General features: G+C 58.4%; 15 protein-coding genes. 6 read left to right on the top strand and 9 right to left on the bottom strand.

Annotation, left to right across the window (positions count from 1 at the left end; translation table 11 throughout):
• The first annotated feature begins 143 nt into the window (after nucleotides 1-143).
• Entirely contained in the window at nucleotides 144-1,196 is a 1,053-nt protein-coding gene (aroG, locus tag N5J69_RS08645; RefSeq protein WP_279769609.1) for a 3-deoxy-7-phosphoheptulonate synthase AroG, read from the top strand.
• A 427-nt stretch (nucleotides 1,197-1,623) separates the two neighbouring features.
• Here aroG and gpmA read toward each other — a convergent pair whose 3' ends face one another.
• The 6 genes from gpmA to modE form a co-directional block, all read right to left on the bottom strand.
• The gene (gene gpmA, locus N5J69_RS08640) at nucleotides 1,624-2,376 is read right to left on the bottom strand and encodes a 2,3-diphosphoglycerate-dependent phosphoglycerate mutase (protein WP_128086309.1); all 753 of its coding nucleotides are present in this window, start codon (nucleotides 2,374-2,376) and stop codon (nucleotides 1,624-1,626) included.
• A gap of 151 nt (nucleotides 2,377-2,527) precedes the next feature.
• Nucleotides 2,528-3,562, bottom strand: coding sequence for a galactose-1-epimerase (gene galM, locus N5J69_RS08635; RefSeq protein WP_279769606.1), 1,035 nt, complete (start codon nucleotides 3,560-3,562; stop codon nucleotides 2,528-2,530).
• On the bottom strand, nucleotides 3,556-4,704 hold the full coding sequence (galK, locus tag N5J69_RS08630; protein ID WP_279769604.1) for a galactokinase: 1,149 nt from the start codon (nucleotides 4,702-4,704) through the stop codon (nucleotides 3,556-3,558). The genes galM and galK overlap by 7 nt, the downstream gene beginning before the upstream one ends.
• On the bottom strand, nucleotides 4,701-5,747 hold the full coding sequence (gene galT, locus N5J69_RS08625) for a galactose-1-phosphate uridylyltransferase (RefSeq protein WP_279769603.1): 1,047 nt from the start codon (nucleotides 5,745-5,747) through the stop codon (nucleotides 4,701-4,703). The genes galK and galT overlap by 4 nt, the downstream gene beginning before the upstream one ends.
• A gap of 236 nt (nucleotides 5,748-5,983) precedes the next feature.
• Nucleotides 5,984-7,456, bottom strand: a complete 1,473-nt coding sequence (gene modF, locus N5J69_RS08620; RefSeq protein WP_279769601.1) for a molybdate ABC transporter ATP-binding protein ModF — start codon at nucleotides 7,454-7,456, stop codon at nucleotides 5,984-5,986.
• 69 nt (nucleotides 7,457-7,525) lie between these two features.
• Nucleotides 7,526-8,308: a molybdenum-dependent transcriptional regulator gene (modE, locus tag N5J69_RS08615; RefSeq protein WP_279769599.1), complete on the bottom strand. Its 783-nt coding sequence runs from the start codon at nucleotides 8,306-8,308 to the stop codon at nucleotides 7,526-7,528.
• Between the two features lie 136 nt (nucleotides 8,309-8,444).
• On the opposite strand from modE, the gene N5J69_RS08610 reads away from it, so the two are divergent.
• From N5J69_RS08610 to modC, 4 genes are all read left to right on the top strand, one after another.
• On the top strand, nucleotides 8,445-8,600 hold the full coding sequence (locus N5J69_RS08610; RefSeq protein WP_033731900.1) for an AcrZ family multidrug efflux pump-associated protein: 156 nt from the start codon (nucleotides 8,445-8,447) through the stop codon (nucleotides 8,598-8,600).
• A 145-nt stretch (nucleotides 8,601-8,745) separates the two neighbouring features.
• On the top strand, nucleotides 8,746-9,519 hold the full coding sequence (gene modA / locus N5J69_RS08605; protein WP_279769597.1) for a molybdate ABC transporter substrate-binding protein: 774 nt from the start codon (nucleotides 8,746-8,748) through the stop codon (nucleotides 9,517-9,519).
• Nucleotides 9,516-10,205: a molybdate ABC transporter permease subunit gene (gene modB / locus N5J69_RS08600; protein WP_279769596.1), complete on the top strand. Its 690-nt coding sequence runs from the start codon at nucleotides 9,516-9,518 to the stop codon at nucleotides 10,203-10,205. Before modA ends, modB begins: the two co-directional genes overlap by 4 nt.
• Nucleotides 10,205-11,263 (top strand): molybdenum ABC transporter ATP-binding protein ModC, encoded by a 1,059-nt coding sequence (modC, locus tag N5J69_RS08595; protein ID WP_279769594.1) that lies wholly within the window; start codon nucleotides 10,205-10,207, stop codon nucleotides 11,261-11,263. Before modB ends, modC begins: the two co-directional genes overlap by 1 nt.
• On the opposite strand, the gene N5J69_RS08590 is transcribed toward modC, so the two are convergent.
• On the bottom strand, nucleotides 11,264-12,082 hold the full coding sequence (locus N5J69_RS08590) for a pyridoxal phosphatase (protein ID WP_279769592.1): 819 nt from the start codon (nucleotides 12,080-12,082) through the stop codon (nucleotides 11,264-11,266). It lies immediately after the preceding gene.
• 155 nt (nucleotides 12,083-12,237) lie between these two features.
• Between N5J69_RS08590 and pgl the strand changes: the two genes are divergently transcribed.
• Nucleotides 12,238-13,239 carry a 6-phosphogluconolactonase gene (pgl, locus tag N5J69_RS08585; protein ID WP_279769591.1) on the top strand — a complete coding sequence of 334 codons (1,002 nt, stop codon included), beginning with the start codon at nucleotides 12,238-12,240 and terminating at the stop codon, nucleotides 13,237-13,239.
• A gap of 134 nt (nucleotides 13,240-13,373) precedes the next feature.
• Here pgl and N5J69_RS08580 read toward each other — a convergent pair whose 3' ends face one another.
• Complete coding sequence (locus N5J69_RS08580) at nucleotides 13,374-13,850, bottom strand: kinase inhibitor (RefSeq protein ID WP_013357177.1); 477 nt, start codon at nucleotides 13,848-13,850, stop codon at nucleotides 13,374-13,376.
• A 75-nt stretch (nucleotides 13,851-13,925) separates the two neighbouring features.
• Nucleotides 13,926-15,230, bottom strand: a complete 1,305-nt coding sequence (gene bioA, locus N5J69_RS08575; RefSeq protein ID WP_279769590.1) for an adenosylmethionine--8-amino-7-oxononanoate transaminase — start codon at nucleotides 15,228-15,230, stop codon at nucleotides 13,926-13,928.
• Between the last annotated feature and the right edge of the window lie 28 nt (nucleotides 15,231-15,258).

Here is a 15,258-nt window from a genome sequence, read left to right as displayed (position 1 = left end):
AAAAAGTCTAGTCGCTAACCTGATTAATGCAAATATGACCCGCACATTTAACCCGCAGCGGGAATTTACACCCCTGGCGCTTCGGGCTACATTGGGCAGGTTGTGTCCGGCGGGCGCCGGGCAAGAAAAAATATGGAATCAGTATGAATTACCAGAACGATGATTTACGCATCAAAGAGATTAAAGAGCTGTTACCTCCGGTTGCGCTGCTCGAAAAATTCCCGGCGACCGATCGTGCTGCACAGACCGTTTCACAGGCCCGTCAGGCGATTCATCACATCCTGCAGGGCAAGGACGATCGCCTGCTGGTGGTGATCGGCCCCTGCTCAATTCATGACACTGAGGCGGCAAAAGAGTATGCCGGTCGCCTGCTGGCGCTGCGCGATGAGCTGAAAGGCGAGCTGGAAGTGGTGATGCGGGTCTATTTTGAAAAACCACGCACCACAGTGGGCTGGAAAGGGCTGATCAACGACCCGTACATGGATAACAGCTATCAGCTTAACGACGGTCTGCGTCTGGCGCGTAAACTGCTGCTGGAAATCAACGACAGCGGCTTACCGGCAGCGGGCGAGTTTCTGGATATGATTACGCCGCAATATGTGGCTGACCTGATGAGCTGGGGCGCGATTGGTGCGCGTACCACGGAATCTCAGGTGCACCGCGAGCTGGCATCCGGTCTTTCCTGCCCGGTTGGCTTTAAAAATGGCACCGATGGCACCATCAAGGTCGCGATTGATGCAATTAACGCAGCAGGATCGCCACACTGTTTCCTGTCAGTCACGAAGTACGGTCATTCCGCCATTGTGGAAACCAGCGGCAACGGTGATTGCCACATCATCCTGCGCGGCGGCAAAGAGCCTAACTACAGTGCGCAGCATGTCGCTGAGGTCAAAGAGGGCCTGGCAAAAGCGGGTCTGCCACAGCAGGTGATGATCGACTTCAGCCATGCGAACAGCAGCAAGCAGTTCCAGCGTCAGATGGTGGTGGCAGATGATGTCTCACAGCAGCTGATCAACGGTGAGCAGGCGATTGTCGGTGTGATGATTGAGAGTCATCTGGTGGAAGGCAATCAGAGCCTGGAGAGCGGCGAGCCGCTGGTCTATGGCAAAAGCGTCACCGACGCCTGTATCGGCTGGGAAGATACTGACAAGGTGCTGCGTCAGCTGGCGGCGGCGGTTAAACAGCGCCGCAGTTAAGTGTTCGCGGTCTGGAGTGACTATTGGCAGCGTCTGTCTGAATTCGCTGTGGAGAGTGAGCCTGCTCAGGAAACACAGTCAGATCGAAAAGACGCAAAAACCGCCATCCATGGCACGCTCTGCCCGCGCGATGACGCACCTCATCCCTGAGGTGCGCCCGTTGCCGGGCCAGCGCGTTACGTTGTTTAAAACGCTCCCGGCGTTTTTTCCGGGCGGCGGGACGCTTTCCTTTTCTGACCCTGTTCCCTGCGCATTGAGCTAATTTACTGCTGCCAGACTTAAACGGATTTGAATATGTGATGAGTCCGGGACGAACTGACATCCTGGCTTTTACGCTGACAGTGAAAGATGACGCGTAGCATTGCCGTGCGCCGCCCAATAAAAAAGGCCAGACTTTCGTCTGGCCTTTTTGCCTGTCAGCGAAAAATTACTTCGCTTTACCCTGGTTCGCAACGGCTGCGGCTTTCGCTGCAATCTCGTCCTGGTCACCCAGGTAGTAGCGTTTCAGCGGTTTGAAGTTTTCATCGAACTCATACACCAGCGGTACGCCGGTTGGGATGTTCAGTTCGAGAATTTCATCTTCGCTCAGGTTATCCAGATATTTCACCAGTGCACGCAGTGAGTTGCCGTGTGCGGCAATGATCACTTTCTCACCGCTTTTGATGCGCGGCAGAATGGTATCGTTCCAGTAAGGGATTACGCGATCGATGGTCAGCGCCAGGCTTTCGGTGGTTGGCAGCTGCTCCGGGGTCAGTGATGCGTAACGCGGGTCATGGCCCGGGAAACGCTCATCTGCACGATCCAGCTCTGGCGGAGTAACGGCAAAGCCGCGACGCCACTGCTTAACCTGCTCGTCGCCATATTTGGCCGCTGTTTCCGCTTTATCCAGACCCTGCAGCGCACCGTAGTGACGCTCGTTCAGACGCCAGGTTTTCTCAACCGGCAGCCAGGCCTGATCCAGCTCATCCAGCACATTCCACAGCGTGTGAATCGCACGCTTCAGTACGGAGGTGTAAGCAAAATCAAAAACAAAGCCCTCTTTTTTCAGCAGCTGACCTGCTGATTTGGCTTCGCCACGACCCTTCTCAGAAAGGTCAACATCATACCAACCGGTAAAGCGGTTTTCGTTGTTCCACTGGCTTTCGCCGTGTCGCACCAGAACCAGCTTAGTTACAGCCATAGCTTAACTCCTTAATACTGTGATGTTTCTGTGAGATTGGAAACCTGCTGCTGCCCGCCTGATACACGAGCTGATTGCGCCATACCATAACGGAAAAGCGCGCAGCGCGTAAGCCTGTGTGTGACGCACTGCGCGTTTTTCAGCCGGAGGCTCAGCGTGGCGTGAAGCGATAACGCGTCACGGATTCCCAGCGATCTCCCGGCTGCAGCCAGCAATCTGGCTGAGGCCACTCAGCATGATTAGGCGAATCCGGTAAAAATTCACTCTCCAGCGCAATGCCCTGAAATGCAGTATAGCTCGCCTGCTCACGGGCACGGGTGCCTGCCAGATAGTTGCCGGTGTAGAACTGCAGCGCCGGTGCCGAGGTGGTGACACTGAGCTGCAGTCGGCCATCTTCCGACCAGAGTTCTGCCGCAGGCTGCGTGTCGTCGCCTGCGCTGTTAAGCAGAAACGCATGGTCATAGCCCTTCACCGCACGCTGATCGTCGTCTGCCAGAAAGTCCTGCGCCACGACTTTAGCCTGACGGAAATCAAAACTGGTTCCGGCGACGGCTTTCAGCGGCGCATTCGGAATGCCTTCACTGTCGACCGGCAAATAGTGGTCGGCGTGCAGTTGTAAGCGATGCTGGCGGGCGTCGCCATGATGCGCATCAAGGTTAAAGTAGGCATGGTTGGTCAGATTGACCGGGCAGGGCCGATCGCAGCGCGCTTCATAGCGGATGCTCAGGCAGTTCTGATCATCTAACTGATAGTGCAGGTCGGCAATCAGATTGCCCGGATAGCCCTGATCCCCGTCAGGCGAATCGATGCGGTAGTGCACCTCGCTGTCGGACTGGCTGACAATTTGCCAGCGGCGTTTATCAAAGCCCTCTGGCCCGCCATGCAGCTGATGCGCACCCTGGTTCGGCACCAGTGCGCGGTTCAGTGTGGTCAGTTTTGCCCCGGCGATACGGTTAGCGTAGCGGCCCACCGTGGCCCCCAGATAGGCATCCTGATGCAGATAGTCAGAAGGCGTGGCACAGCCGAGCAGCGCTTCACGTACCGTGCCATCCTGCATCGGCACGCGGGCAGAAAGCCAGGTCGCGCCCCAGTCCATAAAGGTCGCCAGCATGCCGTTGGCGTTGCGCAGCACCGTTATGCGCCACGGCTGACCGTCGGGCGCATGGGAGTTAACGTCGTTCAGCATTGACCCGCTCCTTCAGAGGCTTTACAGACGTAGAAGGTCTCTTTGATCCCGGTCTGCGCTTCATACTGTTCCGCGACAGCGGTTTTGACCTGATCAACCAAATCCAGCGGCATCAGTGCCACGATGCAGCCACCAAAGCCGCCGCCGGTCATACGCACACCGCCGCGATCACCGATCTGCGCTTTCACAATCTCAACCAGGGTATCGATTGGTGGCACGGTGATCTCGAAATCGTCACGCATCGAGGCGTGTGATTCAGCCATCAGCTGGCCCATACGCGTCAGGTCGCCCCGGGTCAGCGCATCAGCCGCTTCCAGCGTGCGGGCGTTTTCGGTGATGACGTGACGCACGCGCTTTGCCACCTGCGGGTCAAGCTGCGCCTGCGCCGCTTCAAACCCGGCCAGATCAACATCACGCAGCGCCTTCTTATTGAAGAAACGTGCGCCCGCTTCACACTGCTCGCGGCGGGTGTTGTATTCGCTGCCAACCAGGGTGCGTCGGAAATTGGAGTTGATGATCACGACAGCGATATCCTCCGGCATCGATACCGGACGCGTGCCCAGCGTGCGGCAGTCGAGCAGCATGGCGTGATCTTTCTGGCCCAGCGCGGAAATCAGCTGATCCATGATGCCGCAGTTACAGCCAACGAACTGGTTTTCGGCTTCCTGACCATTAACGGCAATCGCCGCGCCATCCAGCGGCAGGTTATAGAGCTGCACTACCACGGTGCCGACCGCCACTTCCAGCGACGCCGATGAGCTCAGGCCCGCGCCCTGTGGCACGTTGCCGCTGATCACCATATCGATGCCGCCAAAATCGGCATGACGCTGCTGCAGATGTTTCACCACGCCGCGTACATAGTTGGCCCACATCGGTTCCTGCACGCTGACGATCTCTTCATCCAGCGAGAAGGTGTCCTGCGCATTTTCATAATCTGCGGCGACAACGCGAATCTGGCGATCGTCACGGCGGGCACAGGCGATGACCGTCTGGTAGTCAATCGCACACGGCAGCACAAAGCCGTCGTTATAGTCGGTGTGCTCGCCAATCAGGTTAACGCGGCCCGGCGCCTGGATCGTGTGTGTGGCGGCGTAACCGAAGGTGTCAGAGAAAAGCTGCTGCGTGATGGTTTTTAAGCTCATTGTTGTGCCTCACGGAAGTGAACGTCGCTGACAGAACGCAGACGTTCCGCCGCCTGTTCCGCCGTTAAATCGCGTTGGGTTTCGGCCAGCATTTCATAGCCAACCATAAATTTACGCACCGTTGCTGAGCGCAGCAGCGGCGGATAGAAGTGCGCGTGTAACTGCCAGTGGTCGTTGGTTTCGCCATTAAACGGCGCGCCGTGCCAGCCCATGGAGTAGGGGAAAGAGCACTGGAACAGATTGTCATAGCGGCTGGTGAGCTGCTTGATCGCGAGCGCCAGGTCAGAACGCTGCGCCGCAGTGAGGTCGGTAAGACGTTTGACGTGCGTTTTCGGCAGCAGCAGGGTTTCAAATGGCCAGGCGGCCCACCACGGCACAACGGCCAGCCAGTGTTCGGTTTCTACCACGGTGCGGCTGCCATCCTGCTGCTCACGTGCCAGGTAATCGACCAGCATCGGCGAGCCGTGTTTCGCGTAATAGTCGCGCTGATGATCGTCCTCACGCTGCGCTTCATTGGGCAGGAAGCTGTTAGCCCAGATCTGTCCATGCGGATGCGGGTTGGAGCAGCCCATGGCCGCGCCCTTGTTTTCAAACACCTGCACCCAGGGATAGTGCTGACCCAGATCGGCGGTCTGCGCCTGCCAGGTGCGCACCACTTCTTCCAGCGCACTCAGTGACATTTCCGGCAGGGTTTTGCTGTGATCGGGCGAGAAGCAGATGACCCGACTGGTGCCGCGTGCGCTTTCACAGCGCATCAGGATATCGTCGCTCACGGGCGCGTCAGGCGTGTCGGTCATCAGCGCTGCAAAGTCATTGGTAAAGACATAAGTGCCCGAATAATCCGGGTTTTTATCACCGGTGATGCGGGTGTTTCCGGCACACAGGAAGCAGTCCGGATCGTGCGCCGGTAAGGTATTAACGGCGGGGGTTTCCTGCGCGCCCTGCCACGGACGTTTAGCCCGATGAGGTGAAACTAAAATCCATTGATCAATCAGTGGATTGTAACGGCGATGTGGGTGATCGACCGGGTTGAATTTTTCCATGTGAGGTCCTGGTAAGCGTCAAAAGCCAAAGAGGCATCGGTAAAAAGTAGCACATCAGCGCGCCCGAAAGCGTGATCAAGTCTGGATAAATGGTATCGCTTACACAAGCTGACTATTCTTATTTCACGGCATTGAAAGGGAGGCTTGAGGATGAAAGGCGGGTCTGAATGGTAACGATTACACTAAGGCGCGTGTAAACGCCGCCGCAGCGGCGTCCGGGGGGCGTTGTAAGAAGGTTAGCGCAGCGTATCCTGCTGGAAGTGATAGCCGCCCTCACAGGGAACAAAGCTCAGGCGATGCGTGATACAGGCGGGGGCATCTTCGGCGTGGTGTGAAACAAACAGCAGCTGCGTCCGGCCTTCGCCAATCAGCACATCGACAAAGCGCCGCACCAATTGGCGGTTGATTGGGTCAAGTCCCTGAAGTGGCTCGTCCAGAATCAGCAGTGTCGGATGCTTAACCAGTGCGCGGGCAATCAGCACCAGCCGCTGCTGCCCCCATGAGAGCGAGTGGAACGGCGCATCGCCCAACCGGTTATCCATGCCCAGCAGTGCCAGCCACTGCCGGGCCAGCGCTTTCTGCCGATCGGACGCCGCCTGATAAAGCCCGATGGAGTCGAAGAAGCCCGACAGGATCACCGTCCGTACATTGGTGCTGACACGGTAATCCAGATGCAGGCTGCTGCTGACATAGCCAATGTGCTGCTTAATATCCCAGATGGTTTCGCCACTGCCGCGACGGCGGCCAAACAGGGTTAAATCATTGCTGTAGCCCTGCGGGTGATCGCCGGTCACAAGGCTTAACAGGGTCGATTTTCCGGCACCGTTCGGGCCAGTGATCTGCCAGTGTTCGCCTGCGTTGACCTGCCAGTTCAGCCCCTGAATCACGGGCCGATCGTGGTATGAGACGGTGCCGTTGCGCAGGATAACGCGCGGCGCATCATCCGCCAGTGTTGGACGCTGATCCGGGACATCTGCCTCGGGCAGCGCCATGCCCATCAGCTGTTCACTGTGTGCCAGCTGGGCGACCAGCGCCTCTGTTAAAATGGCCTGGCGCGGCCCGCTGTGGGTGAGAGTACACTCTGCCAGCACGCCAACCTGCTGAATGAAATCGGGGATATCGTCAAAGCGATTGAGCACCAGCACCAGGGTGAATGCCGGTTGCTGCAGGTTGCGCAGCGTGTCGGTGAGGCTGGCACGCGACGCCACATCCAGTCCGTCAAACGGCTCATCGAGAATCAGCAAGTCTGGCTGGTTCATCAGAGCCTGACAAAGCAGGGTTTTACGGGTTTCGCCGGTAGAGAGATATTTGAAGCGGCGTGACAACAGCGGTTCGATACCAAACTGGCGGGCGAGCTGCCCGCAACGTTCCGGCTGCTGCACCTCCGCCTGAATCACCTCGGCCACGGTCAGCCCGGTATCCTCTTCGCCTTCGCTGAGCATATCGGTGTTATTGCGCTGCCACTCCTGCGCCACCAGGGTCTGTAGCTGCTCCAGAGACAGCCGGACCGGCCTTGTGAAATCGTTGCTGACTTTACCGGCCAGCGGCGGCAGTTCACCGGAGAGTGCGCGCGCCAGTGATGATTTACCGCTGCCGTTGGCACCGACGAAGGCCCAGCTTTCGCCGCGCTGCAGTTCCACGTGATCCAGACTGAGTACCCGGGTATCACTAAGGTGAAACGTGCCTTGCAGAATATGCAATGAAGCCATGATCTGTTCCATTTTTTGCATCAGGTTACTGAGTTGTAACGATTGCCCGCAATGAAGTCAACTCAGCCACTAGAGCAGGGTGGCGACGATGGCGTTCTCCGCATTGAAACTGGCGATCACCGCGTCGCCGGGCTGCAGCTTCAGCTGCTGTAACTGTTCATGACTCAGGGTGGCACACAGGGTTTCCCCGCTGGCGAGCTGCATCAGCACTTCGCTCATCTGCTCGCCAGGTTCGATGGCACTGACCGTGGCCGCCAGCTGATTGTCTTCCTCTGCGGCGTCACGGCTGATGCGGATCCACGGCGCTTTGATCAACACCAGCACCTCTTTACCTGCCGCCAGATGAAGGCGATCGGCGCTGCGCTGGGTCAGCGCCACGTTGAGCTGCGTCACGCCATCGGCCAGCTGAATCATCAGATGCTGAACCACCTGCTGCGCATCGTTACTGATCACGGTGCCGAACAGCTGGTTGCGGGCGCTGGTCTGCAGTGAAAAGCGGGCGATTGCCGCCAGCAGACTGTCGAGTGGCAGCGTATCCTGCTGCAGCGCATCAAAGGCTTTCTGCTGAATCTGCTCCATCAACTGAAACAACTGGATCAGGCGTTCACCGTAGCGGGTCAGCGTGGCACCGCCACCGCCTTTGCCGCCGGTTGCCCGCGCCACCAGCGTTTCATCCGCCATCTGGTTCATCTCATTAATCGCATCCCAGGCACTTTTGTAGCTGATGCCAGCCAGTTTCGCCCCCTGACTGATCGACCCGGTCTGCTGTACGCGTTTCAGCAGCTCAATACGGCGGGGATCGGCAAACAGTTTTTGTTGTAAACGGATATGGAGGGACAGTTCAGCTTCCATGACAGCTCCGGCAAAGGGTTAAGGCGAAGGCCGATGATAGCGGCGTTTTGTGACCAAAGTAAAAGCACGAAAAGGGCTGCGCAAAATTTTCCTGACCCGTTACAATCACTTTTTTGTTAGCAAAGTGAGACTCTCCATGCTGGAATTACTGAAAAGCCTCGCCGTGGCCGTACTGATGGTCCCTGTGGTAATGGCGCTGATGCTGGGTATGATTTATGGCCTGGGTGAAGTGTTTAACATCTTCTCTAAAGTGGGTCATCGCGAAAAATCGTCAGCCCGTTCGCACAATTAATTTCTGCCACGCCCGCCCTCCCCGGCGGGCGTGTCATTTTTATCCCGCCCCCATTCAACCTTCTGTTGCGCCTGCCGATAATTTACTGAACCTCCCTGATAATGCGTTATATTATCGGCTACACAACGAATAGCCGGAGAGAATCATGTCATTAAATTACACACGCTGGAGCGTCGCGGCGCTGGTTACCGTGTCGCTGGCCGGACAGGCTGTGGCCGCTGACAATATCACCGTGTTTGCTGCTGCTTCGCTGACCAACGCGATGCAGGATATTGCCAGCCAGTATCAGAGGGAAAAGGGCGTGACGGTCGTCTCGTCGTTCGCCTCCTCCTCTACGCTGGCGCGTCAGCTTGAACAGGGTGCGCCTGCCGACCTGTTTATCTCTGCCGATCAGCAGTGGATGGATGATGCCGTCGCGAAGAAAAGCGTCATTGCCCATAGCCGCTTTACCCTGCTGGGCAACGATCTGGTGCTGATTGCGCCACGCAGTGCCCCCGCCAAAACGGTGACGCTGAATGCGCAGACGGACTGGAAAACGTTGCTGCACGGTGAGCGTCTGGCGGTGGGCGACCCCGACCACGTTCCGGCGGGCATCTACGCCAAAGAGGCGTTGCAAAATCTGGGTGCCTGGCAGCAAGTTGCGCCCGCGTTAGCGCCCGCCAATAATGTGCGGGCAGCCCTGGCGCTGGTGGAGCGTAACGAAACCCCGTATGGCATTGTCTACGGGTCTGACGCGGTCGCCAGCGACAAGGTGCAGGTGGCGGGACGTTTTCCGGCCAGCAGCCATAAACCGGTAGAATATCCGATGGCGATCGTTAACGATCACGATACGGCTGCCGTTAAAGCGTTTTATGATTACCTGAAAGGGCCGCAGGCCGCGGCGATCTTCACACATTACGGATTCACACCGACGAAATGATACTCAGCGATCCCGAATGGCAGGCGGTACTGCTTAGCCTTAAAGTGTCTGGCATAGCCGTGCTTGTCAGTCTGCCGTTTGGCATCCTGATGGCGTGGATTCTGGTGCGCTGCCGTTTTCCGGGCAAAGCGCTGCTCGACAGCCTGATCCACCTGCCGCTGGTGCTGCCACCGGTGGTGGTGGGTTATCTGCTGCTGATTAGCCTGGGACGACGCGGCATCATTGGCGAAAAGCTGTTTGACTGGTTCGGATTCAGCTTTGCATTCAGCTGGCGCGGGGCCGCGCTGGCGTCTGCCGTGATCGCCTTTCCGTTGATGGTGCGCGCTATCCGGCTGGCGCTGGAGGCGGTCGATAGCCGCCTGGAGCAGGCGGCGCACACGCTGGGTGCCGGGCGCTGGCGGGTCTTTTTCACCATCACGCTGCCGCTGACCCTGCCGGGCATCATTGTGGGAACGGTGCTGGCATTTGCCCGATCGCTGGGCGAATTCGGTGCCACTATTACCTTTGTTTCCAATATTCCCGGCGAGACGCGAACGCTTCCGCTGGCGATGTTTACCCTGATTGAAACCCCCGGTGCCGAGGGCGCGGCGGCGCGGCTCTGCGTCATTGCTATCGTGCTGGCCCTGGCGTCACTGCTGGCGTCGGAATGGCTGGCGCGCGCAGGCCGTAAGCGGATGGAAAGCTGATGCTATCACTCAACTTTATGCAGCAGCAGGGCGATCACCAGCTGGAGGTTGACCTGCAGATCCCGGCCAAAGGCATCACCGCCATTTTCGGTGTTTCCGGTGCCGGTAAAACCTCACTGATCAATGCGATCAGCGGCCTGACCCTGCCGCAGCGTGGGCGAATTGAACTTAACGATCGTCTGCTGTTTGATGCGGAGCAGAAGGTTGCGCTGCCGCCGGAAAAACGGCGCATCGGTTATGTGTTTCAGGATGCGCGGCTCTTTCCGCACTACCGGGTCCGGGGCAACCTGCAATATGGCATGGCCCCGTCGATGAAAGCGCAGTTCGACAGTCTGGTTTCGCTGCTGGGGCTGGAGGCGCTGCTTTCGCGTTTTCCGCTGTCGCTGTCGGGCGGTGAAAAGCAGCGGGTCGCGATAGGTCGTGCGCTGCTGACCGCACCGGATATGCTGCTGCTGGATGAGCCGCTGGCGTCGCTGGATCTGCCGCGCAAACGTGAACTGATGCCCTGGCTGCAAAAGCTGGCGAAGCAGGTCGATATTCCGATGCTTTACGTCTCGCACAGCCTGGATGAGATCCTGCATCTGGCAGATAACGTGCTGGTGCTGGATGCGGGCAAGGTCAAAGCCTTTGGGCCGCTGGAGCGGGTCTGGAGCAGCAGCGCAATGCGGCCCTGGCTGCCGGTGAGCGAACTGACCAGCGTACTGCGGGTGCAGGTGCTGGAGCAGCATCCTGACTACCCGATGACCGCGCTGTCGCTGGGCGATCAGCACATCTGGGTGAGTCGGGTGAATCAGCCGGTGAAAACCCCGCTGCGTATTCGCATCGCCTCGTCCGATGTTTCGCTGGCGCTGCAACCACCGCAGCACACCTCCATCCGCAACATTTTACCGGCACAGGTGGTCGAGCTGCTGGAGGTCGGGGATCAGGTGGAAGTGAAACTGCGCATCGGCATCAGCGAACTCTGGGCACGCATTACGCCCTGGGCGCGGGATGAACTGGGCATCCGCCCCGAACAGTGGCTTTATGCCCAGATCAAAAGCGTCTCGGTGACGCCCTGATTACAACACGTACTGATAGAGGGTGTCTGCAATGCTGGTTTCAAGGTTGGTGCCGATCACCTTTTTCGCCCGCGCCTTGATTGCTTCGTCAGCATTGCCCATCGCCACGCCCAGTCCGGCCGTTTCCAGCATGCTGAGATCGTTATAGTTATCACCGAACGCGATCACATCCGCCATGCTGAGCCCCAGCGATTCAACCCACTGCGCCAGCCGTTTGCCCTTACTGTTGCCGCCTTTGGCGATATCCACCTGATCGTGCCATGACCATTCGCAGGCCAGCCCCAGCTCTGCTTCCACCGTTGTGGCGAACTGTTGCAGCTCCGCATGGTTGTCGTGCGACAGGGCAAATTTCCAGATTGAACCGGCGTCTCGCGCCGCCTGGGCTAAGTCAGGCACCTGACGGAACAGCGGACGCTGATGCTCAGGCAGGGATTCGGCCCATTTCAGGGTGCGCATCACATGCCCGGTTGGGGTCTGATAGAGCATGGCGTCATCCACGTAGAGCAAGCCGTGAATCTGCTGCTGATCCAGCATCTCAATCACCCGTAATGCGAGCTGCGGGTCGAGAGGATCGGACGCCAGCACCTTTTTCGCCTGATAATCATACAAATAGGTGCCATTACAGCAGATTGCGGGTGTATCCAGTTGTAACGCCTGATAAAAAGGGTGGATAGCGCAGTGATGCCGTCCGGTCACGATAGCGACATGAACACCCGCCTGGCGGGCCTGGTTCAGCGCGTCAATTGACTGCGGCAGAATCGTTTTGGCTGGGGTCAGCAGCGTGCCGTCGAGGTCGAGGGCAATTACCCGGTAGCTCATTTATCCTCTCATTTATTCAGGTTTGCAGGGGCTGAAGTCTACACCCGACTCCGGCCCGGAGACAAAAAACAGGGCACAAATGATTCCAGCGTGGGGCAATAAAACGCGCTACAGTGATTCACAGTTCATGATCAGGCAGCAAAAAAGGAGAATGCATGAAACAGGTTGTCTACACCGCCAGTCCCGAAAGCCAGCAGATTCACGTCTGGCAGATGAATGATGAGGGTGCGCTGACGTTGCTTCAGGTGATTGATGTCGCCGGCCAGGTTCAGCCGATGGTGGTGAGTCCAAAACGCGATTTTCTTTATGTCGGCGTGCGTCCCAATTTCCGCGTGCTGGCGTTCCAGATTGCCGCCGACGGCACGCTGACCGAAGCTGGTCAGGCACCGCTGCCCGGCAGTCCGACCCACATTTCCACCGATCGCCAGGGCAGGTTCCTGTTCTGCGGCTCCTACAATGATGCCTGCGTCAGCGTCAGCCCGATTGGCGATGACGGCATCCCGCAGGCCCCGCAGCAGGTGATTAACGGCCTGGAGGGATGCCACTCGGCCAATATCGATACGGACAACAGAACCCTCTACGTGCCTGCACTGAAGCAGGATCGTATCTGCCTGTTTGCGCTGGGCGCAGACGGTCAGCTGACGCCGCGTAAACAGGCGCAGGTCACGACGGTAGAAGGCGCTGGTCCGCGTCATATGCAGTTCCATCCGGGTGGCCAGTTCGCTTACTGCGTAAACGAACTCGACAGCACGGTAGAGGTCTGGGCATTAAATACGGGTGAGGGCGAAGCAGAAAGCGTGCAGACGCTGGATATGATGCCGCCTGATTTCAGCGGCACGCGCTGGGCAGCGGATATTCATCTGACGCCGGATGGCCGTTTCCTTTATGCCTGCGATCGCACCAGCAGCACGCTGGCGGTCTTCAGCGTCAGCGAACTGGGCGATGAGCTGACCCTGGAAGGATTCCAGCCAACGGAAACACAGCCGCGTGGTTTCAACATCGATAACAGCGGACGCTATCTGGTGGCGGCGGGACAGAAATCGCATCACATCGAAGTGTATGCAATTAGCGAACCGAAAGGGCTGTTACAGCCGCTGGGTCGTTATGCGGTAGGGCAGGGCCCGATGTGGGTGGTGATTCACCCGCTGCAGGCGTAACGCATGACGAAAACGCCTCTCCCGGGCGGGAGAGGCATTCCGATTTGACCGAATTTCCTGCGCTGGCTCGGTCTCACCGCTGACCGGGACAGACTTTTAAGTACACCGCTCCCGGTCGGGAAAGATGTACTGAATTACTGATAATTCACGGTCAGCGAGGCGCTCGCCAGTGCGTGAAAATGCACATTAAAGCCGACCATTGCGCCACTGGCACCTTCATCCACCTCAATGGTCTCCACATCCAGCGCATGCACGGTGAAAATGTAGCGATGGGTTTCGCCCTGTGGCGGTGCCGCGCCGCCGTAGCCTGCCTGACCAAAATCAGTACGGGTCTGAATAGCGCCTGCGGGCAGCGACGCTTTGCCGGAACCGGCACCCTGCGGCAGTGAGGTGGTGCTGGCCGGAATATTCGCCACTACCCAGTGCCACCAGCCGGAACCGGTCGGGGCATCCGGATCGTAGCAGGTCACCACGAAACTTTTGGTGCCTTCGGGGGCCGCTTCCCAGGCAAGGTGAGGAGAAATATTCTCGCCCTGATACCCCATGCCGTTGAAAACATGCTTTTCTGGCATCTTCTCGCCGTCATTAAAATCCTGACTAAAAACGCGCATCACATCTCCTTCACTGTCGATGAATAGCCTTTCATCATAACCAAAAGCGCCACCAGCGCCAGCGGTCAGCCCGCTTCAGGCGGCAAAATGTTGCGAATGCGCCAGCGCGTCGCTGATTGCCTGCACCAGCTGACTCAGCGCCTGTGGGGTAATGATGTAAGGGGGCATCAGGTAGATCAGCCGCCCGAAAGGCCGGATCCAGACACCCTGTTCAACGAAGAACTGCTGAAGTGCCGCCATGTTAACCGCCTGATGGGTTTCCACGACGCCAATCGCCCCCAGCACGCGTACATCGGCCACCTGCGGTGAAGACCGCAGTGGCAGCAGCTCCGTCCGTAGCTGCTGTTCAATCGCCGCCACCTGCTGCTGCCAGTGACCTTCTGCCAGCATGGTCAGGCTCTCCGCTGCGACCGCGCAAGCCAGCGGGTTCCCCATAAAGGTCGGGCCATGCATAAAACAGCCCGCTGCGCTGCGGCTGATGGTCTCGGCCACGTCGCGGGTGGTCAGGGTCGCCGCCAGCGTCATCATGCCGCCCGTCAGGGCTTTACCGACGCAGAGAATATCCGGCGTAATGCCCGCATGTTCACAGGCGAAGAGCTTGCCAGTACGGCCAAAGCCGGTGGCGATCTCATCCGCAATCAGCAGCACGCCATAACGGTCGCACGCCTCACGTACCTGCTGCAGATAGCGCGGATGATAGAAACGCATGCCGCCAGCACCCTGCACAATCGGTTCCAGGATAACCGCCGCCAGCTGCCGGTGATGTTTTTCGATCAGCCTGGCGAAATCATCGAAATCACGATCGTTCCACGCATCATCAAAGCCGCAGGCCGGGGCCGCCGCAAAGTGGTGCTCAGGCAGATAGCCGCGCCACAGGCTGTGCATCGAATTCTCAGGGTCGCACACCGACATCGCGGCAAAGGTGTCGCCGTGATAGCCGCGTTTCAGCGTCAGAAACTGCTGGCGTGTCTCGCCCTTGCCCAGCCAGTACTGCAGCGCCATTTTCATCGACACTTCCACCGCTACCGAGCCGGAATCGGCCAGGAAAACGCACGTCAGCGCCTCGGGCGTCATCGCCACCAGCTGACGGCAGAGCGCCACCGCCGCCGGATGGGTAATGCCGCCAAACATCACGTGCGACATCTGTGCGACCTGCGCGGTCAGCGCCTGGTTCAGGCGGGGATGGTTGTAACCGTGAATCGCCGCCCACCAGGAGGACATGCCATCCACCAGCGCCCGGCCATCAGCCAGCTGCAGCCGGAAACCCTGCGCGGCAACCACCGGGTAGCAGGGCAGCGGATCCTGCATGGAGGTGTAGGGATGCCAGATATGCTGGCGGTCAAAACGGGCATCATCTGAGGAGAACTCGGGGACAGTCATCGGAGTTGTAAACCAAAATAAAAAAATA

The organism is Pantoea sp. GD03673 (genome assembly GCF_029844725.1).
Taxonomy (GTDB): Bacteria; Pseudomonadota; Gammaproteobacteria; order Enterobacterales; family Enterobacteriaceae; genus Pantoea.
The sequence above is the reverse complement of the archived record's forward strand: the minus strand, read 5'-3'. Positions and strand labels throughout refer to the sequence as shown.

What these genes read in the sequence shown, in the direction of transcription:
- galM (WP_279769606.1), bottom strand. Translation starts at nt 3,562, where the DNA reads ATGCTGAACGACGTTAACTCCCATGCGCCCGACGGTCAGCCGTGGCGC.
- N5J69_RS08590 (WP_279769592.1), bottom strand. Translation starts at nt 12,082, where the DNA reads ATGAGCTACCGGGTAATTGCCCTCGACCTCGACGGCACGCTGCTGACC.
- bioA (WP_279769590.1), bottom strand. Translation starts at nt 15,230, where the DNA reads ATGACTGTCCCCGAGTTCTCCTCAGATGATGCCCGTTTTGACCGCCAG.
- modA (WP_279769597.1), top strand. Translation starts at nt 8,746, where the DNA reads ATGTCATTAAATTACACACGCTGGAGCGTCGCGGCGCTGGTTACCGTG.
- modB (WP_279769596.1), top strand. Translation starts at nt 9,516, where the DNA reads ATGATACTCAGCGATCCCGAATGGCAGGCGGTACTGCTTAGCCTTAAA.
- N5J69_RS08610 (WP_033731900.1), top strand. Translation starts at nt 8,445, where the DNA reads ATGCTGGAATTACTGAAAAGCCTCGCCGTGGCCGTACTGATGGTCCCT.
- N5J69_RS08580 (WP_013357177.1), bottom strand. Translation starts at nt 13,850, where the DNA reads ATGCGCGTTTTTAGTCAGGATTTTAATGACGGCGAGAAGATGCCAGAA.
- modC (WP_279769594.1), top strand. Translation starts at nt 10,205, where the DNA reads ATGCTATCACTCAACTTTATGCAGCAGCAGGGCGATCACCAGCTGGAG.
- galT (WP_279769603.1), bottom strand. Translation starts at nt 5,747, where the DNA reads ATGGAAAAATTCAACCCGGTCGATCACCCACATCGCCGTTACAATCCA.
- modE (WP_279769599.1), bottom strand. Translation starts at nt 8,308, where the DNA reads ATGGAAGCTGAACTGTCCCTCCATATCCGTTTACAACAAAAACTGTTT.
- galK (WP_279769604.1), bottom strand. Translation starts at nt 4,704, where the DNA reads ATGAGCTTAAAAACCATCACGCAGCAGCTTTTCTCTGACACCTTCGGT.
- pgl (WP_279769591.1), top strand. Translation starts at nt 12,238, where the DNA reads ATGAAACAGGTTGTCTACACCGCCAGTCCCGAAAGCCAGCAGATTCAC.
- gpmA (WP_128086309.1), bottom strand. Translation starts at nt 2,376, where the DNA reads ATGGCTGTAACTAAGCTGGTTCTGGTGCGACACGGCGAAAGCCAGTGG.
- modF (WP_279769601.1), bottom strand. Translation starts at nt 7,456, where the DNA reads ATGGCTTCATTGCATATTCTGCAAGGCACGTTTCACCTTAGTGATACC.
- aroG (WP_279769609.1), top strand. Translation starts at nt 144, where the DNA reads ATGAATTACCAGAACGATGATTTACGCATCAAAGAGATTAAAGAGCTG.